This window comes from Ancylobacter sp., assembly GCF_965279025.1.
In the GTDB taxonomy this organism is placed as follows: Bacteria; Pseudomonadota; Alphaproteobacteria; order Rhizobiales; family Xanthobacteraceae; genus Ancylobacter.
Genome location: NZ_OZ257132.1, coordinates 1,283,290 through 1,302,353 on the forward strand (window position 1 = coordinate 1,283,290; position 19,064 = coordinate 1,302,353).

The window sequence follows — 19,064 nt, forward strand, 5'->3', positions numbered from 1 at the left end:
GCCGGGCCAGGCCCGGCCATGACGGTCCTCGCGGGAGGCGTCACGCCGCCTTGAACTTCTCGGCGTACTGGGTGCGCAGCTCGGCGTACCACGACGGCTCCGGCGGACGGCTCCACAGGTTGTCGAGCGCGTTGCCCGGATAGGCCTCGGCGAAGTTCTTCTTGGCGACCTCGGAGAGGAAGGCGTCCGCGCCCTTCACCACCGGGTTGTAGCCCGAGCCATTGGCGACCATGGCCGAGATTTCCGGCGTGTGGATGAAGTTGATGAACTCATAGGCCTGCGCGGTGTTCTTCGCCGCCTTGGTCATCGACCAGCCGTCGATCCAGGTCACCGCGCCTTCCTGCGGCGCCATATAGGCGATCGGCTTGCCGTCCTTCTTCAGCGACAGCGGCGGGCCGTCCCAGGTCTGGCCGATGACGCAGCCATTTTCCATGAAGCCGGACTTGGTGTTGTCGGCCGAATCCCAGAACTGCTTGACCTGCGCCTTGTTGGCGATGGCGAAGGCGAGGATCGGGTCGTAGATCTTCTTCATCGTCGCCTCGTCCTTGAAGGCGTCGAGCATGCGGTTGGAGGGCAGCTTGCCGGTCTTGTCCCACCACAGGCCGATGCCGAGCAGCAGCGAGTGAGGGCGGCCCTGCATCTTGCCCTTGAACTCGGGCGACCACAGCGTGCCGTAGCTGAGCGTCGGGTATTCCAGCTTGGCGAGGTCGGTGCGCCAGGAAATCGCCTCCGAGCCCCAGCAATGCGGCACATGGTACAGGCCGCCATCCCAGGTCCACACGCTGGTGGAGCCTTCCATCATGGCCGGCAGCACCTGGTCGAGCTTCAGCTTGGAGGTGTCGTAGGGGGCGAGCACGTCCAGTTCCCTGAACTGGGGCGCGCGGTCGCGGGTGGGGGCGCACAGGTCGAAGCCGTCGCCCTCGGTGGCCTGCAGCTTGTTGATCTGCTCCTCGTTCTGCGAAAACGGGGTGGAGTTGACCTTGATGCCGGTCTTCTTGGTGAATTCGGGGATCACCGGCTCGGGCAGCTCGTCCGCCCAGTTGAGCAGGTTCAGCTCGCCGGAGGAGGAGAACGCGTCGCGCACCAGATAGGGGCCGGCGGCGGTCATGGCACCGGCGGCGAGCGCGCCCTTGAACAGCACGCGGCGGGTGAAGCTGCGGGCGGCGAGCAGCGTTTCGATGGACGAATTATTGGGCTCGATCTTCTTCGTCACGACTTTCCCCTCGGGATGGCGATGGATCGGGGGAGGTGGAGCACGAAGCATGCCAGCGCCGCGCGCCGGCTGCCGCGTTGCACGGTCCCGACAGCGTCGTTGTAACGACGCGACACACAACCGCCACTGGCGCGCTTTTCATCACGCCCGCGCGCCGGCCTGCCTTTGAATCGGGCGCCTAGGCGAGGGCGGCGAGAATCTGCCCCGCCAGCACGTGCACGTCGTCGCGGTGGCCGGTGCGGCCGGAGGGCGCGTCGACGGTGGAGGTCATGACCAGCGAGACGCCCCGCGAGGGCACCACATAGAGCATCTGCCCGCCATAGCCCCAGCCATAATGCGCCGTCGCGCCGTCGATCTCGCGGGTGAACCAGCCATAGCCATAGGCGTCGCCGGTGAAGCGCGAGGCGGTGCGCGCCTGCCAGCACTGGGCGATCCACGCTTCCGGGATCACCGGCTGCCCCGCACGGTTGCGGCCGCCGTTGCGACAGCACTCGGCGAAGGCGAGCAGGGAGGTCGGGCGCATCGCCATCTGGTTGCCGCCGAAATACACCCCCTGCCGGTCGCGCTCCCAGCTGGCGATGGCGAAACCCTCGATGGGGCCGAGCCAGTCCCGCGCCAGCGCCAGCGTCGAGCGCCCGCTCGCCCGCGTCAGCATCGCCGAGACAAGGTGCGAGGAGCCGGTGGAATAGAGCATCTGCCCGCCGGGCTCATCGACAAAAGGCCGCGCCAGCGCGGCGCGCACCCAGTTGGGGCTCGCGATCCACGCGCCGTAATAGGCGCCGGAGGTGCGCTCCAGCCCCGCCTGCATGGAGAGAAGGTTGCCGAGCGTGATCGCATAAAGGCGCGGGTCGGGGTCGGCGGGCAAATCCGCCTTCAGCAGCGGCGCGATCTTCTGCGCCGCCCCCTCCAGCACGCCCTTGTCGATGGCGATGCCGGCCAGCATGGCGAGAATGCTTTTCGAGGCCGATTTGATGTTGGTCGGCCGGTCCACCCGTCCGCCGGAATAGCCCCGCGCGGCCAGCGTTTCGCCGTCCCGGCTGACCAGCACGGTGCGCAACGGCTCCAGCCCGCCGGCGCGGTCGAGCACCGCGCTCAGCGCGGGCGTGGCGGATTGGGGCGGCGGCTCAGCCTGAGCGCGCGCGAGGCGCGGGGCGATCAGAAGCAGCGGAGCGGCAAGCAGGGAACGACGGTGCATGCCGGAGAAGATAGGGCGGGCGGAGCGGAAGGGTGGTCACGAAGGGGGGAGGAAAATTTGAAGGCGAGCTTCTATTTGATGCTCCTGAAGGGATACAATATTCCCTCACTTTTCGGCCGAGCACGATATGCGCATAGTTCAGAGGATCAGGTCTGGAGATGCGTCGACCGCCGATATGATTGTCTTTATGCGACAAGCGCGACGCGTCGAACCAAGCGATGCAGTTTTTGCCGATTCTATTTTACCAGAATCGGGAGATTATCTAGATTCTCGTTGGATGAGCCGGCTAATTTCCGGAGAGCTATCGGAAGACGTTTATATACAAGAAATAATGCGACAGAAGAAATTTTTCTCTAGGCTTCGCAGATTATATCCACACTTCCTAGAATTTTTTAATGTCCCCGAGGACGAACGAATATTTAATCACGCCATGTGCGTAAGCGACTGCTTTAATGACTCAAACTTAACAGAAGGACGCGAGAGGGAAGACAAACTGAACGGTTTATTAATAAAAAAGATAGATTCTATAATCAATAAGTCTTCTTCCCTAATCAGAGATATAGATTACATCGAAAAAAATATTGATATAGATTTATCTGATATACTTATTCAAGAATCTATTGTTAATGCCGATCATCCTAATTATTGGCTATTCTCTCATTGCAATACAAAGGATGCGATCGAGCGCATTCCAGATTTCTTCCGCATACACCGTTCGGCGTTTTTGCGCAAACATTCCCAATTGCGAAATAACATAAGAAGCCTTAGAGCTAGCATTGTAGAATATGCGTATAAGATGGCCGATTTCTGGGATGGACCCCCGTTATTGACCACGCCTGGATCATCATTCTCCAATATGTGCAGTATACTTTTTGAAATTATCACCGGAAAAAAAGATTCATCACTGGCTGGCACGATAAATCGATTTGCTAGAAGTGACTCTCGGCGACAATGGGATAATGAAAGAACGGAAGAATATGAACATGAGGAACTTCAGATAAAAGATAACTTCTATCACAAGCGTAAAAATACATTAAAACTACGTAAGATTTGCCGATTTTATCTAGATCAGGCATCTTTTAATGATATTCAAGAAGGCGCGCAGCGGCTGGCGCTGGATATAGCGAGAATATACATTAGGGAACTGGAAAAAAATTTGACGGAACTTGGCCCTCACCCGCTTCCAATTTTCGTCCCTGCCGAAGCTGATCCCGAATGGTGGGATAAATTTCAGGCCGAAGTCGCCGGAAGAAAGGCGTTGGAGCGAGAGGTGGGCGAACTAAGACGGGCCATGCGATTGACGGGAAATCACGACTGAGCCCAAACTTAGCGTCAACTGCGACGACGAATGCTCCTTTAGGAATAGAGCGTTGTCGCAGCGTAGCTCAACGGGAAAGAGCCCTCGCCGTCGTCGTGCTAGGCACGGGTGAGGAGGTTGCAGGTTCGAGTCCTGCCGCTGCTTCAACTACCCACCCCCCAACACCAGATCATCCCGGTGCACCATCGCGGCGCGGCCCTCGAAGCCGGTAATCCCGACGATCTCGTCCGATGAGCGGCCCTTGAGTCGTTCGGCGTGGTCGTGGTCATAGGCCACCAGCCCGCGCCCGACTTCCGCGCCATCCGGCCCGCGCAGGATCACCGCGTCGCCCCGGCTGAAATCGCCTTCCACCCGGGCGACACCGGCCGGCAGCAGGGATGAGCCCCGGCGCAGGGCGGCGACGGCGCCGGCGTCGAGGTGCAGCGTGCCGCGCGGTTCCAGCGCGCCGGCGATCCAGCGTTTTCGCGAAGCCACCGGGTTGGCGGGGGCGAGAAACCAGGTGCAGCGCGCCCCGGTCTCGATGGCGCGCAGCGGGTTCTTCACCTTGCCGGAGGCGATGACGAGATGCGCGCCGGCCGTGGTGGCGATCTTGGCCGCCTCCACCTTGGTCTTCATGCCGCCGCGCGACAGCTCGGTGCCGGCGCCCCCCGCCATCGCCTCGATCTCCGCCGTGATGCGCGCCACCACGGGAATGAGGGCGGCATTGGGGTCCTCGTTCGGCGGGGCGGTGTAGAGGCCGTCAATGTCCGACAGCAGGATGAGCAGATCGGCGCTGGTCATGCCGGCGACGCGGGCGGCCAGCCGGTCATTGTCGCCATAGCGGATTTCCGACGTCGCCACCGTGTCGTTCTCGTTGATGACCGGGACGACCTTCAGCTCCAGGAGCTTCGCTATGGTCGAGCGGGCGTTGAGATAGCGCCGCCGCTCTTCGGTGTCGCCCAGCGTGATCAGGATCTGCCCGGCGGCCACGCCCTCATGCGCCAGCGCCTCCGACCAGGCCCGCGCCAGCGCGATCTGCCCGACGGCGGCGGCGGCCTGGCTCTCCTCCAGCTTTAGCGGGCGCTTGGGCAGCTTGAGCACGTTTCGCCCCAGCGCGATGGCGCCGGAGGACACCACCAGCACTTCCTTGCCCTCGCGGTGCAGCTGCGCCACATCCTCCGCCAGCGCCGCCAGCCACGCATGCCGCAGGGCGCCGCGCGCCGAATCCACCAGCAAAGCCGAGCCCACCTTCACCACGATGCGGCGAAAGGCGCCGAGCTGCGGCACGGCAGGGGTCGGCGCGGCCTCGGCGTGGAGGGCGTGGGGGGCGGCATCGGTGGGAAGGGTCATCACGGCGGGCTTCGATCAGAGGAGAGACGGCGCGCTACATACGCGGTTTCGCCCGCCCGCGCGCGGGAATTGTAGGGAAGGCCCGCCTCTCACCTCTCCCCGTGGGGGAGAGGTCGCCGCGCAGCGGCGGGTGAGGGGCAAGGGCCGAACAGAGCCGGGGCGCAACACCCCCTCACCCCAACCCTCTCGCCGGAGGGGAGAGGGAGCAGCCCTCACGGGTGCCAGGGCTCGGGAACGCCGGCGCGCTGCTCTTCCACCGCGCGGCCCTCGTCGATGACGCCGACCAGCGCCCGCAGCGCCTCGCGCACGCCCTCGCCGGAGGCGGCGGAAAGCACTAGCGGCTTGCGCTTGGCGGCGCGCTGCAGCCGGGCGAGCTGGGTCTTCAGCGTTTCCTTGTCAAGCGAATCCGCCTTGGACAGCGCGACGATTTCCGCCTTCTCGCCGAGATCATGGCCATAGGCCTCCAGCTCGGCGCGCACCGTCTTGTAGGCCTTGCCGGCATGCTCGCAGGTGCCGTCGACCAGATGCAGCAGCACGCGGCAGCGCTCGATATGGGCCAAGAACCGGTCGCCGAGGCCGACGCCCTCATGCGCGCCCTCGATCAGGCCGGGAATGTCGGCCAGCACGAATTCGCGCCCGTCCACCCGCACCACGCCAAGCCCGGGATGCAGCGTGGTGAAGGGGTAGTCGGCGACTTTCGGCTTGGCGGCGGTGGTGGCGGCGAGGAAGGTCGACTTGCCGGCATTGGGCAGGCCGACGAGGCCGGCATCGGCGATGAGCTTGAGGCGGAGCACGATCCAGCGCTCCTCGCCCTCCTGGCCCGGATTCACCCGGCGCGGCGCCTGGTTGGTCGAGGTCTGGAAATGCGCGTTGCCGAAGCCGCCATTGCCGCCCTTGATGAAGCGGATGCGCTGCCCGACCTCGGTCAGATCGGCCAGAACGGTCTCACCGTCCTCCTCAAGAACCTCAGTACCCGCCGGCACTTTTAGCACGACATCGTCGCCTTTCGCCCCGGCACGGTTGGAACCCATGCCGTAGCCGCCTTTTTTGGCTTTGAAGTGCTGTTGGAAGCGGTAGTCGATCAGCGTGTTGAGCCCATCGACACACTCGATCCAGACATCGCCGCCGCGCCCGCCATCGCCCCCGTCCGGGCCGCCGAACTCGATGAACTTCTCGCGCCGGAACGAGAGGCAGCCCGCGCCGCCGTCGCCGGCGCGGACATAGATCTTGGCCTGGTCGAGAAACTTCATCGTTACGGCTCAATGTTGCGGGGTCCCCGCAGCGTCGGGAACCCGTCGAGGATAGCAGAAACGCCGGCTCAATGCCGGACGGCGTCGAGCTCATGCAGCCGCGCGGGCTGGGTGGCACCCCAGGCGCGCAGCGAGGTCCACAGCCGCCGCTCCAGCCGGAAGCGGTCCACCGGCACGGAAGCCCCCATGGCGCGGACCTTGGCGAGCCCCACGCCGGTCCACTGGAAGCCGCACTTCTCCAGCACGCCGCGCGAGGCCGGGTTGACGACGCGGGCGGAGGCGGCGAGCGCGTTCAGCTTGCGGTCGCCAAAGGCGTGGTCGATCAGCGCCCGCACCGCCTCGGTGGCGATGCCGTGGTCCCAATAGGGCTCGCCGAGCCAGTAGCCGATCTCCGGCACGTCCTCGTCGCGGCGGTTGAAGCCGCACATGCCGACCGGGATGGCCGGCCCGAACCCGGCGGAACCGGGAAGGCGCAGCGTCGCCTCGTTCTTGAGGAAGATGGCGAAGGTCGCCGCCTCCGGGCCGCCCGGCAGGTTGGCGACGAAGGACGCCGCATCCGCCATGCCATAGGGATGGGGGATGTTCGCCGTCATCTCCGCCACCTTGCGGTTGTCGGCGAGCTCGGCGATCCACGTCATGTCCTCGATCCGGGGCACGCGCAGGATGAGGCGACCGGTTTCGAGGACGGCGGTACTGCTCTCGACGAGGGGTGACCCGAGGGTCGCTTCGACAATGGTCATCTGGGGGCTCCTGGGACCGGAACGACGAAGGGGAGGCGGTTTCCTCGCCTCCCCTGTCGGGTACCCCGGGTGTCCATCAGGGACGTTCGGGAAATCCTTCCGGTCGGGCGAGACCGGCGGGATTTCCAAGAACCCTCACCGGCTTTATTCGGCGGCCTCGGCGGCCGGAATGACGGATACGTACGTACGGGAATTGGCTTTGGCTCGGAATTCGACGCGGCCTTCAATAAGCGCAAAGAGGGTATGGTCTTTGCCCATGCCGACATTGATGCCGGGATGCCAGGTCGTGCCGCGCTGGCGCACGATAATGTTGCCGGCGGCGACCTTCTCGCTGCCGAACTTCTTCACGCCGAGACGACGACCAGCCGAGTCGCGACCGTTGCGGGAGGAACCGCCTGCCTTCTTATGAGCCATGTTGCTCTCCTATTTCCTAGCGGACGGTCTCAGGCGCCGACGATCGACGTCACGCGCACGACGGTGAAGTCCTGGCGGTGGCCGATCTTGCGACGCGAATTCTGACGGCGACGCTTCTTGAAGGCAATAACCTTCGCGCCACGGGTGTGCTTGACCACCTCGAGCGTGACGGAAGCGCCGTCGATCAGCGGAGCGCCGATCTTCGGGCTGTCGCCGCCCAGCATGAGCACCGGCAGGGTCAGCGAAGAACCCGCCTCGGCCTCGATCTTGCCGACGGTAACCAGCGCATCGGGGGCAACGCGATACTGCTTGCCACCCGTCTTAATGACCGCGAACATGTTTTGTCCTTTCGTTCGATGCCGGTCTCCGGCGTTGCCGCCTGGACCGGCTTCTTTCGGTCGGTTGAAATAAACGCACGGGACACAGGATCCCACGACGCAGGCCGGCTCCTTACAAAGCAGGCCCCGCCCTGTCAAGGAAAACCCGCCGCGTCAAGGTTTTTAAGCCGAGCAAACGCGGCTTCAACACCCCGATGGCGCGGCCCGCCTGGCGCGGTTATCGTGCGCGCCGCCCCGCCCGCAGGACCCCCTCCCGATGACCGATGACGATACGAGCCGCCCCCCCGCGCCGGCGCTGACCGGGATCCGGGTGCTCGATCTCTCCCGCGTTCTCGCCGGTCCCTGGGCGACGCAGACGCTGGGCGATCTCGGCGCCGAGGTGATCAAGGTCGAGAAGCCCGGCGAGGGCGACGACACGCGCGGCTGGGGGCCGCCCTGGCTGCCCGACGGCGAAGGACGGCCGACGCGCGAGAGCGCCTATTTCCTCACCGCCAACCGCAACAAGCGCTCGGTGACCATCGACATGGCGAGCCCGCAGGGGCAGGCGCTGATCCGCCGGCTGGCAGCGGCGAGCGACGTGGTGGTGGAGAATTTCAAGGTCGGCGGCCTGAAGCGCTACGGGCTCGATCATGAGAGCCTTGCCGCGCTCAACCCGCGCCTCGTCACCTGCTCGATCACCGGCTTCGGCCAGGACGGGCCGGAAGCCGGCCGCGCCGGTTATGATTTCATGATCCAGGGCATGTCCGGCCTCATGTCGGTCACCGGCAGCCCGGACACCGAGCCGCAGAAGATCGGCGTCGCGCTGGTCGACATCCTCACCGGGCTCAACGCCACCATCGCGATTCTGGCGGCGCTGGAGCAGCGCCACCGCACCGGGCGCGGCCAGCATATCGACATCGCGCTGTTCGACGTCGCGGTGGCGAGCCTCGCCAACCAGGCGCTGAATTTCCTCGTCGGCGGCACGGCGCCGCGCCGGCTCGGCAATGCCCACCCCAATATCGTGCCCTATCAGGCCTTCGAGACGGCGGACGGCCATCTCATTCTGGCGGTGGGCAATGACGCGCAGTTCGCCCGCTTCTGCCGCATCGCCGAGTTGCCCGACATCGCCGCCGATGCACGCTTCACCAGCAATCGCGACCGCGTCGCGCATCGTGAAACGCTGATCCCGGTCATCGCGGCTGCGCTGAAGCGGCAGAGCACCGGCGAATGGCTGGCCATGCTGGACGCCGCCGGCATTCCCGCCGGGCCGATCAACACTGTCGCCCAGGCCTTTGCCGAGCCGCAGGCGCTCGCCCGGGGCCTCGCCATGAGCCTGCCGCACCCGCTCGGCGGCCGCGCGCCGGGGGTGCGCAGCCCGCTGCGGCTGAGCGATTCCCCGCCCGGCGCCGCCACCGCCGCACCGCTGCTGGGCCAGCACACCGACGAGGTGCTGGAGACCCTGCTGGGTCTCGACCCCGCCGAGCGGCAGGCCCTGCGCGAGGCCGGGGTGATCTGACTCACCCCGGCTGATTTCGACCCAGCCGACTTCGCGCCAGCCAATTTCGCGCCGGCTGTTCGCTACTTGGCCTTCGCCTTGGCGAGGAAGGACCCGTCAAAGGTCTTGGACAGGTCGATCTTCGCCGGATCGATCTTCGGGTCGGTGGTGGTGATGAGGTTCAGCGCGCTCTTCATGCTGGCCTCGTCGATATTGCCGTCAGTCGAGAAGGATTCGCGCGAGGCGTTGAACGCCTTGATGTACAGCTCCTTGTCGCCGAGCCAGTATTCCTGCGGCACCGTCGCCGCCACCTCGTCCGGCGTCGCCTTCTCCAGCCATTTCAGCGTCTTGTAGAAGGCGTTGGTCATGGCCTGCACGGTGTTCGGGTTGGCCTTGATGAAGCTCTCCTTGAAGTAGAGCACCGCGGCGGGATTCTGCCCGCCGAACACCGCTTCCGTGCCGGCCGTGGTGCGGGTGTCGACCAGGATCTTCAGCTCGCCCATGTCCTGCAGCTTGGAGATCACCGGGTCGAGATGCGAGATGGCGTCGATTTCGCCCTTCTGCATCGCCGCCACCGCCGAGGGCCCGCTGCCGACGCCGATGAAGGAAGCATCGTCCGCCGACATGCCGTTCTTCATCATCAGATACTGCACGAGGATATAGGTGGAAGAGCCCGGCGCGGTGACGCCGATCTTGGCGCCCTTCAGGTCGGCGACCGATTTGATGGTGTCCGCCTTGCGCTTGCTCACCCCGACGACGATGCCGGGATAGCGGCCGAGGTCGATGACGGCGCGGATGTCCTGCTTCTTGTCCTGCATGCGGATCGTGTGCTCATAGGCACCGGTCACCACATCGACCGAGCCGCCGATCAGCGCCTGCAGCGCCTTCGAGCCGCCGCCGAAATCATTGATCTCGACGGTCAGGCCCTCGTCCTTGAAATAACCGAGCCGCTCCGCCAGCGTCAGCGGCAGGTAGTACAGCAGCGGCTTGCCGCCGACCGCCAGCGTCAAATTCGGCTTCTCGATCTCGCCGGCATGGGCGGAACCGAGGGCGGGAACCAGCAGGCTGGCCGCCAGCAGCAGGGCACGCATCTTCATGGCATTTCCTCCCGTTTATCGTGGTTGGAGCGTCAGTTCTGTTCGCTGGCCGCCTGCGGGCGCCACACCAGCAGGCGCTTTTCCACCCGCGTCACGATCCAGTCGATGAGCAGCACGAAGGCGGCGAGGATGAACATGCCGGCGAACACGCCGGTCACGTCGAACACCCCCTCGGCCTGGTGGATGAGATAGCCGAGCCCGGCGGACGAGCCGAGATATTCGCCCACCACCGCGCCCACCAGCGCGAAGCCCACCGCCGTGTGCAGCGAGGAGAACATCCACGACATGGCCGAGGGCCAATAGACATTGCGGAACAACTGGCGCTCGTTCATCCCCATCATGCGGGCATTGGCGAGCACCACCGGGCTCACTTCCTTCACGCCCTGATAGACGTTGAAGAACACGATGAAGAACACCAGCGTGACCCCCAGCGCCACCTTCGACCAGATGCCGAGGCCCAGCCACAGCATGAAGATCGGCGCCAGCACCACGCGCGGCAGGGCGTTCGCCATCTTCACATAGGGGTCGAACACTGCCGCCACCACCGGCTTGCGGGCGAACCAGAAGCCGATGACGACGCCGCCGATCGAACCGATGAGGAAGGCCAGCACGGTCTCGGTCAGCGTGATCCAGAGATGCTTCCAGATGGTGCCGGAGACGAACAGGTCGACCACCCTGGAGAGCACGTCGAACGGCTTGGAGAAGAAGAACTCGGGCAGCAGATACTCGCCGCCGATCGGCACCGTGGCGCCGATCTGCCAAAAGGCGAGCGCCGCCACCGCGACGAGCACCTGCAGGAGCAGCAGCTTGGCGGGATGGGTTTTCATGACGGCACCTCCTCGCGCCGCACATCCTCCCCGGCGAGATCGTCGCCATAGGTCTTGGCGACTTCGGCCTTGAGCTGGTTCCAGATCAGCCGGTGCAGCGCGTGGAAGCGCGGGTCGAGCCGGATTTCCGCCGTGTCGCGCGGGCGGGCGAGGTCGATCGGGTAGTCGCCGATGATCCGTGCCTCCGGCCCGGCCGACATGATGACGACGCGGTCGGACAGCGCGACGGCTTCTTCAAGGTCATGGGTGACGAACATCACCGCCTTGCGGTCCTGCGCCCATAGCCGCAGCAGCAGCGTGCCCATGATCTGCCGCGTCTGCGCGTCCAGCGGGCCGAAGGGCTCGTCCATCAGCAGGATCTTCGGCTGGCGGATCAGCATCTGGGCCAGCGCCACGCGCTTCCTCTGGCCGCCGGAAAGCTCGTGCGGGTAGCGCTCGGTGAAGCGGGCGAGACCCACCCGCTTCAGCCAGTCCAGCGCCTGCGCTTTGGCCTCGGCGCGGCGCATGCCGCCGATTTCCAGCGCGATGGCGACATTGTCGAGCGCCGTCTTCCACGGCATCAGCGCGTCCTGCTGGAACAGGTAGCCAGCCCGCGCATTGAGGCCCACCAGTGGTTCACCGAAGATCGACACCGTGCCCCCCGCCGGCGCCAGCAGGCCCGCCGTGGCGTTCAGAAGCGTGGACTTTCCGCAGCCGGTGGGGCCGACGATGGCGACGAACTCGCCCTCGTTGACATGAAGTGAGGTCGGCGCCACCGCCTTGAACACCGGCCGTCCCTTGACGGCGAAGCTGATGGCGATGTCGTCGAGCGCCACCGCCGGCGGGGTGCCGGCGTGCGCCGCAGCGGCCTCCATGGGCTGTCCTGCCATCTGTCGTCCTATTGGGCGGCGCGCAGAAGCGCCGGCACGGGGTGAAGGTCGCCGCTGCGCCCGGCCTTGGCAACCTGGCCGGGAATGTCGTGGCCGAGCAGCGCCGGCAGGCTGCGGGCCAGCGCCAGCAGGGCGGGAAGGTCGACCCCGGTCTCGACGCCCATCGCCTCCAGCATGTGGACGAGATCCTCGGTCGAGATGTTGCCGGTGGCGCCCGGCGCGAAGGGGCAGCCGCCAATGCCGCCGAGCGAGGCGTCGAAGCGGTCCGCCCCCGCCTGCAGCGCGGCGAGCGCGTTGGCGAGGCCCATGCCGCGCGTATTGTGGAAATGCAGCGTCAGCGGCACGTCGCCGAACCGCGCGCGAAAGCCGCGCACCAGCGCGAAGACCTGCGCCGGATTGGCCATGCCGGTGGTATCGGCCAGCGTCACCGATTGCAGCCCGGCCGTGAGATAGGCCTGCGCCAGGTCCAGCACCTTCTCGGGCGATTGCTCCCCCTCGAACGGGCAGCCAAAGGCGGTGGCGATCGAGCCGTTGAGCCTTGCCCCGGTGCCGGCCGCCGCGCCGGCAATGGCGCGAAAGCCTCCCAGCGACTGCGCCGGCGTCATGCGCATATTGGCGAGGTTATGCGTCTCGCTGGCCGAGAGCACGAGGTTGAGCTCGTCCATCCCCGCCTCCAGCGCCGCTTCGGCGCCGCGCAGATTGGGCACCAGCGCGACATAGGTCACATCCGGCCGGCGGGTGATGGCGCGGGCCACCTCGCGCGCATCGGCGAGATTGGGCACGGCGCGCGGCGAGACGAAGGAGGTGACCTCGATCTTCGCGACCCCGGTCTGCGACAGCGCGTCGATCAGCGCCACCTTGTCCTCGGTCGGCAGGAAACGCGGCTCGATCTGCAACCCGTCGCGCGTCACCACTTCCTGGATGAACGCGCGCGGGGGAAAGCCGGCCTTCATGCGGGCTCTCCCGCCGGCGCGTCGGCCGCCTGCGCCACCGCGCCGGCCGCCACCAGCGCCGCGATCTCCGCCGCGCCATAGCCGAGCGTGGCGAGGACGGTAGCGGTGTGCTCGCCGAGCGCCGGCCCGAGCCAGTTGACCGCGCCGGGCGTCGCCGAGAGCTTGGGCACGATGCCGGGCATCTTCACCTTCAGCCCGTCCGGCAAAATGGAGGGCAGGATCATGTCGCGGGCGAGATATTGCGGGTCGTCGACGATGTCGGCCACCGAATAGATGCGCCCGTTCGGCACCTCGGCGCGGTCGAGCGCGGCGGTCACCTCGTCGAGCGAATGCCGGCTGGTCCAGTCGGTGATAGCGCCGTCGATCTCCTCGACATGGGTCACCCGCCCATTATTCGAGGCGAGGCGCGGGTCGCTGGCAAGGTCGTCGCGCCCGATCGCCCCCATCAGCCGACGGAAGATGCCATCGCCATTGCCGGCGACGATCACATAGGTGCCCTCGGCCGTGGGGTAGGAGTTGGAGGGGGCGATGCCCGGCAGCGCGCCGCCCGAGCGGGTGCGCACGAAATCGAACGCGTCGAATTCCGGCACCAGGCTCTCCATCATGTTGAAGACGCTCTCGAACAGCGAGACGTCCACCACCTGGCCGGTGCCACGCCCGGACTTGATGTGCAGCAGCGCCATCAGCGCCCCCATGACCGCGTGCAGGGCGGCGAGCGAATCGCCGATGCTGATGCCGGTGCGCGCCGGCGGGCGGTCCGGCTCGCCTGTCGTGAAGCGCATGCCGCCCATCGCCTCGCCCACCGCGCCGAAGCCGGGGCGCTCGCGATAGGGCCCGTCCTGGCCGAAGCCGGAAATGCGCACCATGACGAGGTTGGGGTTGATCGCCTTCAGCGTCTCCCAGCCGAGACCCCAGCGCTCCAGCGTGCCGGGGCGGAAATTCTCGATCAGCACATCCGCCTCGCGCACCAGGCGGCGCACCACCTCCTGGCCCTCGGGCAGGCGCATATTGATGGCGACGGATTTCTTGTTGCGCGACTGCAAATACCACCAGAGTGAGGTCCCCTCATGCAGCTTGCGCCATTTGCGCAGCGGGTCGCCTTCGCCCGGCGCCTCCACCTTGATGACCTCGGCGCCGAATTCGGCCATCAGCCGCGCGGCGAAGGGCGCGGCAATGAGATTGCCGAGCTCGATCACGCGGATGCCGCTCAGCGGCCCCTCCGCGGAACCCTGCCGGGACGCTTCCATCACGGGCGCTCCTCACACGTCTTCTTGTCGGTTGCCGGCCGCACGCGGCCGGTGCTCCTTCCTCTTTAAGCAAAGTGCCGCGCCGAAACCAGCCGCCGCGCAGGCGGGCTGGTGGGCACGGCGCGAGGTTCGCCGCCATGCCTGGTGACAGAGGCTGGGGAGCACGGATGCCCCCAGCCTCTGTCAGGTCACGCCGCGTCGTAGAGGCGGCGCTCGAACAGCGGCGTGCCGCGCAGGCCGCTCAGCGCCTTGGCGGCCGCCAGCACGGCAAGGTCGACCAGAGGTTCGACAATGATGACAAGCATGTAGGCGGCGCCGAAGGAGAAGATCGACGAGGCGTTCTCCACGGTGAAGCCGTGGCCGTAGAAGGCCCAGAACGCCACCCAGACAACGATGCCGGCCTGGTAGGTGGTGGAAAGCGCCAGCGCCTGCCGGTACTTAAGCTCCACATAGGGCGTGTTCGGTGCGATCAGTCGGGTGGACAGTGACGCCAGTGCGAACAGTGGCACCAGCAGGGTGGTGACGTTCATGCCGTATTGCGGCAGGTCGAAGGGCGCGAAGAACACGCCCTGGAGGGCGAGGCCGGCGGCAAGGCCGATGGCGGCCGGCGCCACGCCGAAGATGAGGAACAGCGTCGAGCCGAGGATGAGATGCACCTCCGACACACCGACCGGATGGTGCGGCAGCATCTCGAAGAAGCAGAAGACCAGCGCCGTCGTGGCGAGGCTGCGGACAATGAGCGAGACGACGCCGCGCTCGGCCACCGCCTCCGCTGCGAGCTTCAGCGTGTAGGCGCCCGCTCCGGCCGCCGTCACATAGCTGAGCCAGATCTTTCCTTCGGCCACGAGGCCGGGTTCGATATGCATGGTGTTCTCCTGTGCCGTCTCACCCGACGGCGCGTGTGGGATTCATCACCATGGCCGGTCTCCTGACTCGCGGGTCACGGCATGCCTTCCGCCTTCCCGGTCCTCGCCCCGCAGGGGTCGTTCCAGTGGCACGATGGAAGGCCGCTCGCCGCTTACAGTCGCGGGGGCGGTCGGGGCTTCGGGCGAGGACCTCGCGGGTCGTCGCGCCCTACCCCGTTCCCGTTTCATCCGGAAAGGCTTCCCCATCCGGACACCATGATGAATCGATGGGTGCATCGACGCGGCGCATAAAACAGCGCGCCACCGCGAATCGCAAGCGCGCCCGATCGGCCGGGGGCCGCAGCTTGGAAAGGGGCTTTCGGCAGCTTGACGTGGCAGCAGCGCCGGCAGCTCGACCGGCAGCCACCCTTGCAGCTCGGTCCGCCGGCTGCGGCGTGACGGCTGCGGCGTGCCGGCTCAGCCCTTCAGCCGGTAGAGCCCGACATCGATGGCGCCGGCGCGGAAGCCGCCTTCGCAATAGGCGAGATAATACTCCCACAGCCGCCGGAAATCGGCATCGAAGCCGAGTTGCGCGACATCGGGCCAGGCGTTGAGGAAGCGGGCGCGCCATTCGGCCAGAGTCTGCGCGTAGCCGAGGCCGAAGCACTGGGTTTCGACAAGATCGAGACCCGCGTCCTGTGCGTGCCGGGCGAGGTGCGTCTTGGTCGGCAGCATGCCGCCGGGGAAGATGTGGCGCTGGATGAAATCGGTATGGCGCCGGTATCCCTCGAAGCGGTCTTCGGCGATGGTGATGACCTGAAGCACCGCCGTGCCGCCTTCCTTCAGGCAGGCGCGCAATTTGGCGAAATAGGTCGGCCAATAGGCCTCGCCCACCGCTTCCAGCATCTCGATGGAGACGACGCGGTCGTAACGCTCCGCCACGTCGCGATAATCCTGAAGCCGCAACGTGGCGCGGCCGGCCAACGACGGATCGGCGGCCAGCATGGCCTGCCCATAGGCAAGCTGCTCGCGCGACAGGGTAATGCCGGTGACCTCCGTGCCCGCCCGCGCCAGCGTGGCGGCAAGCCCGCCCCAGCCGCAGCCGATCTCCAGCACGCTCTGGCCGGGGGCAACCTCCAGCATGTCGACGATGCGCGCGAGACGGGCCTGCTGCGCCTCCTCCAGCGTCTGGCCGGGTGCGATGGCGATTGCGGAAGAATAGCTCATGCCGGCATCGAGCCAGGCGCGATAGAAGTCATTGCCGAGGTCGTAGTGGAACGAGATGTTGCGGCGGCTGCCGGTCTTCGAGTTGCCGCGCAGCGCGTGACGCAACCGATTCCACAGCCGCACCGGCGGCAGCGCATCGATCCGCCCGGCCAGCACCGGCAGATTATGCGCGGCGAGTTCGATGAGGGCGGGAAGGTCGGGGCTCGACCAGTCGCCGGCAATATAGGCCTGCGAGAAAGCGATATCGCCCCCGGTCACCAGCCGGCGCAGGGCCCGCCAGCGGTGCAGCACCAGGGTCGCCTCCGGCCCGGGCAGCCGGCCGCGCCCGACCAGGCGCCGCCCCTCCGGCGTCACGACAATGAGGCTGCCCATGGAAAGCTGACGCAGCAGCCGCGCCAGCGCCGCCTCGCGCAGACCCCGGCGGGCGGCCGGCGCTTCAAAAGTGCCAGGCACGTCGGTGAGACGGTCGGCAAGGCTGTCGGCGTCGCGCGGCATGCGGCTTTGTCCTCAGGATCGATGCGAGGGCGAAATGGTGACGGGCGCATCAGGCGCCTTCGGGCGCGGACGCAGGGCAATGCCCTTGATCCAGATCTTCACCGCCTCCCAATGAATGCCCGCGATCACCTTCAATGTTAGCAACGGGTAGCGCACCAACGCCAGCGCCAGCTGACGGTCGGTCAGCGGTCGGCGCGTGGCGGTGTGCACCGCGCTCAGCACCGGGCCTTCGGGGTCGCTGGCGAGGATCGCGATGCGCAGTTCCTCGCCGGGCGGGGTGACGCGGAAGGAATAGGTCAGGTCCATATCCATGAAGGGCGACACATAGAACCGCTTCTCGGATGTGTGCCGCAGCGGCGCGCCCGCGTCGGCACCCACCGGGATGAGGTAGGAATGGCGCTGGCTGAAGGTGTTGTTCACCTCATACAGCAGCGCGATCAGCACCCCATCCCGCCGATGGCAGAAATACACGCTCAACGGATTGAACGCGTAGCCGAACAGGCGCGGCATGGTCAGCAACCGGATGGCGCCGCCATCGGGCTTCAACCCGGCGGAATGGAGCAGGCGCTCCACCTGTGCCTTGAGCGGCCCGCCTGCCGGGTCGGCATAGTCGCGCTCGAAAAAGCTGAACGCGTTGAAGCGGTTGCGCGAGAACAGCCGCAGCCGGCCGTCCACCGCGTCGAGGTCGTCAAGGTCGAGCAGGAGCGAGAACAGCCGATAGGACAGCCGGTGCCGCCGCGGCTTCAGCCGCACATGCATCACCGAGCCGGCATAGAGCGCGGAAGCTCCGTTCATGACGCCAGCTCGTATGTCATGGGCGTGTGGCCCTCCGGCAGCGCGATGCGGCCGGATTCGTCCGCCACCTTCCACGGCCGGCGCATGCCCCCGAGGGCTTCGGCGACGGCGAGGCCTGCCTGCAATCCATCCTCGTGGAAGCCGGCGCCGAAATAGGCGCCGCAGAACCACACTCCACCCTCTCCCTGGAGCGACCAGAGGCGCTTCTGCGCCGCCATCGCCCCGCCGTCGAACAACGGGTGCTCATAAACGGCGCGGTAGAACACCGAGGCCTCAGCGGGAGGTTCGATAGGATTGAGCGTCACGAAAAGCGGGTGCGTCTCGGGAATCGCCTGCAGCCGGTTCATCCAATAGGTGACGCATAGTTTTTCGCCCGCGCGTCGGTCGGCAAGGTAGTTCCACGCCGCCCAGGCGGCGCGGCGCCTGGGCATTAGTCGCGCATCCGAGTGCAGCACCGCCTCGTTGCGGCTGTAGCCGAAGGCGCCGAGCACGTCCTGCTCGGCCACGCTGGGCGCTTCCAGCAAGGCGAGCGCCTGGTCGGCATGGGTAGCGAGGATGACGTGGTCGAAAGACTGCTCATTGCCGTCCGCGTCGAGCAGCGTCACCCCGGACGCATGCCGGCGCACCGCGCCTATCGCGCCGCCCGCGACGACCCGGCCCCGGAAGTCTTCACGCAGCGCGGACACATAGCGGTGGCTGCCGCCGACGACGGTGCGCCACACCGGGCGATCGGTGAGTTGGAGGAGCCCATGATTGTCGCAGAACCGCACGAAGGCCGCGACCGGGTAGCGCCCGACCTCGGCGGCGGGGGTCGACCAGATCGCCGCCGCCATCGGGTAGAGATGGTCGTAACGGAAGGCCGTCCCATAACCATGCGCGTCGAGATAGCTGTCGAGGCTCTCCAGTCCCAACCCCGCAAGGTCGCGCGGCGCGTTGCGGTAGAAACGCAGAAGGTCGCGCATCATGGAGGCGAAGCGGGGCGAGACGAGGTTGCGCGGCTGCGCGAACAGCCCGCGCAGCCCCGAGCCTGAATATTCCAGCCGCCCGCCGTCCAGCGACACCGCGAAGGACATTTCGGACGCCCGTGTCGCCACGTCGAGATGAGCGAACAGGGCCGTCAGGTTGGGATAGGTCTTCTCATTATAAACGATGAACCCGGTATCCACCGGGACACTGTCCGCCTCCACCGTATTGGAATGCCCGCCCAACCGGCTCTCGGCCTCGAACAGAGTAACGTCATGGCGCTTCGACAGCAGCCAGGCGGCGGCGAGGCCCGAAATCCCGGCACCGACGACAGCGATGCGCCGGGCGGAGCCGGGCACGAAGTCCTGACGAATGTTCATGGCGCGGCACTCCGGGCCGGTGGAGCGGCGGGGCAAGGTTGTCTAGTGTGTACGTCGCCGGCCTCGCGATGGATCACCCCTCGAGCGGGATGATC

The 19,064-nt window shown here is 66.4% G+C and carries 18 protein-coding genes, 1 tRNA gene and 1 riboswitch; of the genes, 3 read left to right on the forward strand and 16 right to left on the reverse strand.

What is annotated here, in order from left to right; genetic code table 11:
* Positions 1 to 40: 40 nt before the first annotated feature.
* Both ACQY76_RS05975 and ACQY76_RS05980 read right to left on the reverse strand, forming a co-directional pair.
* Positions 41 to 1,213, reverse strand: coding sequence for an extracellular solute-binding protein (locus ACQY76_RS05975; RefSeq protein WP_428031981.1), 1,173 nt, complete (start codon positions 1,211 to 1,213; stop codon positions 41 to 43).
* Between the two features lie 178 nt (positions 1,214 to 1,391).
* Positions 1,392 to 2,408, reverse strand: coding sequence for a serine hydrolase domain-containing protein (locus tag ACQY76_RS05980; RefSeq protein ID WP_428031982.1), 1,017 nt, complete (start codon positions 2,406 to 2,408; stop codon positions 1,392 to 1,394).
* 175 nt (positions 2,409 to 2,583) lie between these two features.
* On the opposite strand from ACQY76_RS05980, the gene ACQY76_RS05985 reads away from it, so the two are divergent.
* Together ACQY76_RS05985 and ACQY76_RS05990 are read left to right on the forward strand one after the other, a co-directional pair.
* Positions 2,584 to 3,726: a hypothetical protein gene (locus tag ACQY76_RS05985; protein WP_428031983.1), complete on the forward strand. Its 1,143-nt coding sequence runs from the start codon at positions 2,584 to 2,586 to the stop codon at positions 3,724 to 3,726.
* 56 nt (positions 3,727 to 3,782) lie between these two features.
* Positions 3,783 to 3,870: transfer RNA gene (locus ACQY76_RS05990), tRNA-OTHER, on the forward strand.
* A gap of 3 nt (positions 3,871 to 3,873) precedes the next feature.
* On the opposite strand, the gene proB is transcribed toward ACQY76_RS05990, so the two are convergent.
* The 5 genes from proB to rplU form a co-directional block, all read right to left on the reverse strand.
* Positions 3,874 to 5,055, reverse strand: a complete 1,182-nt coding sequence (gene proB, locus ACQY76_RS05995; protein WP_428031984.1) for a glutamate 5-kinase — start codon at positions 5,053 to 5,055, stop codon at positions 3,874 to 3,876.
* Positions 5,056 to 5,267: 212 nt separating this feature from the next.
* On the reverse strand, positions 5,268 to 6,305 hold the full coding sequence (obgE, locus tag ACQY76_RS06000) for a GTPase ObgE (protein WP_428031985.1): 1,038 nt from the start codon (positions 6,303 to 6,305) through the stop codon (positions 5,268 to 5,270).
* 68 nt (positions 6,306 to 6,373) lie between these two features.
* Positions 6,374 to 7,045, reverse strand: coding sequence for a GNAT family N-acetyltransferase (locus ACQY76_RS06005; RefSeq protein ID WP_428031986.1), 672 nt, complete (start codon positions 7,043 to 7,045; stop codon positions 6,374 to 6,376).
* A gap of 144 nt (positions 7,046 to 7,189) precedes the next feature.
* Complete coding sequence (rpmA, locus tag ACQY76_RS06010; protein ID WP_307058070.1) at positions 7,190 to 7,459, reverse strand: 50S ribosomal protein L27; 270 nt, start codon at positions 7,457 to 7,459, stop codon at positions 7,190 to 7,192.
* 29 nt (positions 7,460 to 7,488) lie between these two features.
* On the reverse strand, positions 7,489 to 7,797 hold the full coding sequence (gene rplU, locus ACQY76_RS06015) for a 50S ribosomal protein L21 (protein ID WP_428031987.1): 309 nt from the start codon (positions 7,795 to 7,797) through the stop codon (positions 7,489 to 7,491).
* A 256-nt stretch (positions 7,798 to 8,053) separates the two neighbouring features.
* Between rplU and ACQY76_RS06020 the strand changes: the two genes are divergently transcribed.
* Positions 8,054 to 9,292, forward strand: coding sequence for a CaiB/BaiF CoA transferase family protein (locus ACQY76_RS06020; RefSeq protein ID WP_428031988.1), 1,239 nt, complete (start codon positions 8,054 to 8,056; stop codon positions 9,290 to 9,292).
* A gap of 62 nt (positions 9,293 to 9,354) precedes the next feature.
* On the opposite strand, the gene ACQY76_RS06025 is transcribed toward ACQY76_RS06020, so the two are convergent.
* From ACQY76_RS06025 to ACQY76_RS06065, 9 genes are all read right to left on the reverse strand, one after another.
* Entirely contained in the window at positions 9,355 to 10,368 is a 1,014-nt protein-coding gene (locus tag ACQY76_RS06025; protein WP_428031989.1) for an ABC transporter substrate-binding protein, read from the reverse strand.
* A 32-nt stretch (positions 10,369 to 10,400) separates the two neighbouring features.
* A complete protein-coding gene (locus ACQY76_RS06030) occupies positions 10,401 to 11,195 on the reverse strand; it encodes an ABC transporter permease (RefSeq protein WP_428031990.1) in 795 nt (264 codons plus the stop codon).
* Entirely contained in the window at positions 11,192 to 12,064 is an 873-nt protein-coding gene (locus tag ACQY76_RS06035) for an ABC transporter ATP-binding protein (RefSeq protein WP_428031991.1), read from the reverse strand. Before ACQY76_RS06035 ends, ACQY76_RS06030 begins: the two co-directional genes overlap by 4 nt.
* Positions 12,065 to 12,072: 8 nt before the next feature.
* Complete coding sequence (locus ACQY76_RS06040) at positions 12,073 to 13,017, reverse strand: hydroxymethylglutaryl-CoA lyase (protein ID WP_428031992.1); 945 nt, start codon at positions 13,015 to 13,017, stop codon at positions 12,073 to 12,075.
* Positions 13,014 to 14,264 carry a CaiB/BaiF CoA transferase family protein gene (locus tag ACQY76_RS06045; RefSeq protein WP_428031993.1) on the reverse strand — a complete coding sequence of 417 codons (1,251 nt, stop codon included), beginning with the start codon at positions 14,262 to 14,264 and terminating at the stop codon, positions 13,014 to 13,016. The genes ACQY76_RS06040 and ACQY76_RS06045 overlap by 4 nt, the downstream gene beginning before the upstream one ends.
* Positions 14,265 to 14,452: 188 nt before the next feature.
* On the reverse strand, positions 14,453 to 15,130 hold the full coding sequence (locus ACQY76_RS06050; RefSeq protein ID WP_428031994.1) for an energy-coupling factor ABC transporter permease: 678 nt from the start codon (positions 15,128 to 15,130) through the stop codon (positions 14,453 to 14,455).
* Positions 15,131 to 15,165: 35 nt separating this feature from the next.
* Positions 15,166 to 15,403: riboswitch (cobalamin riboswitch) on the reverse strand.
* 183 nt (positions 15,404 to 15,586) lie between these two features.
* Positions 15,587 to 16,831: a class I SAM-dependent methyltransferase gene (locus ACQY76_RS06055; RefSeq protein ID WP_428031995.1), complete on the reverse strand. Its 1,245-nt coding sequence runs from the start codon at positions 16,829 to 16,831 to the stop codon at positions 15,587 to 15,589.
* A 12-nt stretch (positions 16,832 to 16,843) separates the two neighbouring features.
* The gene (locus tag ACQY76_RS06060) at positions 16,844 to 17,626 is read right to left on the reverse strand and encodes a DUF1365 domain-containing protein (protein WP_428031996.1); all 783 of its coding nucleotides are present in this window, start codon (positions 17,624 to 17,626) and stop codon (positions 16,844 to 16,846) included.
* Complete coding sequence (locus tag ACQY76_RS06065) at positions 17,623 to 18,969, reverse strand: NAD(P)/FAD-dependent oxidoreductase (RefSeq protein WP_428031997.1); 1,347 nt, start codon at positions 18,967 to 18,969, stop codon at positions 17,623 to 17,625. The genes ACQY76_RS06060 and ACQY76_RS06065 overlap by 4 nt, the downstream gene beginning before the upstream one ends.
* Positions 18,970 to 19,064: the final 95 nt, after the last annotated feature.

Excerpts from the sequence above, each read along its gene's own strand:
- ACQY76_RS06005 (WP_428031986.1), bottom strand. The coding sequence starts at position 7,045 with ATGACCATTGTCGAAGCGACCCTCGGGTCACCCCTCGTCGAGAGCAGT.
- rplU (WP_428031987.1), bottom strand. The coding sequence starts at position 7,797 with ATGTTCGCGGTCATTAAGACGGGTGGCAAGCAGTATCGCGTTGCCCCC.
- ACQY76_RS05980 (WP_428031982.1), bottom strand. The coding sequence starts at position 2,408 with ATGCACCGTCGTTCCCTGCTTGCCGCTCCGCTGCTTCTGATCGCCCCG.
- ACQY76_RS06025 (WP_428031989.1), bottom strand. The coding sequence starts at position 10,368 with ATGAAGATGCGTGCCCTGCTGCTGGCGGCCAGCCTGCTGGTTCCCGCC.
- proB (WP_428031984.1), bottom strand. The coding sequence starts at position 5,055 with ATGACCCTTCCCACCGATGCCGCCCCCCACGCCCTCCACGCCGAGGCC.
- ACQY76_RS06035 (WP_428031991.1), bottom strand. The coding sequence starts at position 12,064 with ATGGCAGGACAGCCCATGGAGGCCGCTGCGGCGCACGCCGGCACCCCG.
- obgE (WP_428031985.1), bottom strand. The coding sequence starts at position 6,305 with ATGAAGTTTCTCGACCAGGCCAAGATCTATGTCCGCGCCGGCGACGGC.
- ACQY76_RS06030 (WP_428031990.1), bottom strand. The coding sequence starts at position 11,195 with ATGAAAACCCATCCCGCCAAGCTGCTGCTCCTGCAGGTGCTCGTCGCG.
- ACQY76_RS05985 (WP_428031983.1), top strand. The coding sequence starts at position 2,584 with ATGATTGTCTTTATGCGACAAGCGCGACGCGTCGAACCAAGCGATGCA.
- ACQY76_RS06055 (WP_428031995.1), bottom strand. The coding sequence starts at position 16,831 with ATGCCGCGCGACGCCGACAGCCTTGCCGACCGTCTCACCGACGTGCCT.
- ACQY76_RS06065 (WP_428031997.1), bottom strand. The coding sequence starts at position 18,969 with ATGAACATTCGTCAGGACTTCGTGCCCGGCTCCGCCCGGCGCATCGCT.
- ACQY76_RS06040 (WP_428031992.1), bottom strand. The coding sequence starts at position 13,017 with ATGAAGGCCGGCTTTCCCCCGCGCGCGTTCATCCAGGAAGTGGTGACG.
- rpmA (WP_307058070.1), bottom strand. The coding sequence starts at position 7,459 with ATGGCTCATAAGAAGGCAGGCGGTTCCTCCCGCAACGGTCGCGACTCG.
- ACQY76_RS06060 (WP_428031996.1), bottom strand. The coding sequence starts at position 17,626 with ATGAACGGAGCTTCCGCGCTCTATGCCGGCTCGGTGATGCATGTGCGG.
- ACQY76_RS06020 (WP_428031988.1), top strand. The coding sequence starts at position 8,054 with ATGACCGATGACGATACGAGCCGCCCCCCCGCGCCGGCGCTGACCGGG.
- ACQY76_RS06045 (WP_428031993.1), bottom strand. The coding sequence starts at position 14,264 with ATGGAAGCGTCCCGGCAGGGTTCCGCGGAGGGGCCGCTGAGCGGCATC.
- ACQY76_RS06050 (WP_428031994.1), bottom strand. The coding sequence starts at position 15,130 with ATGCATATCGAACCCGGCCTCGTGGCCGAAGGAAAGATCTGGCTCAGC.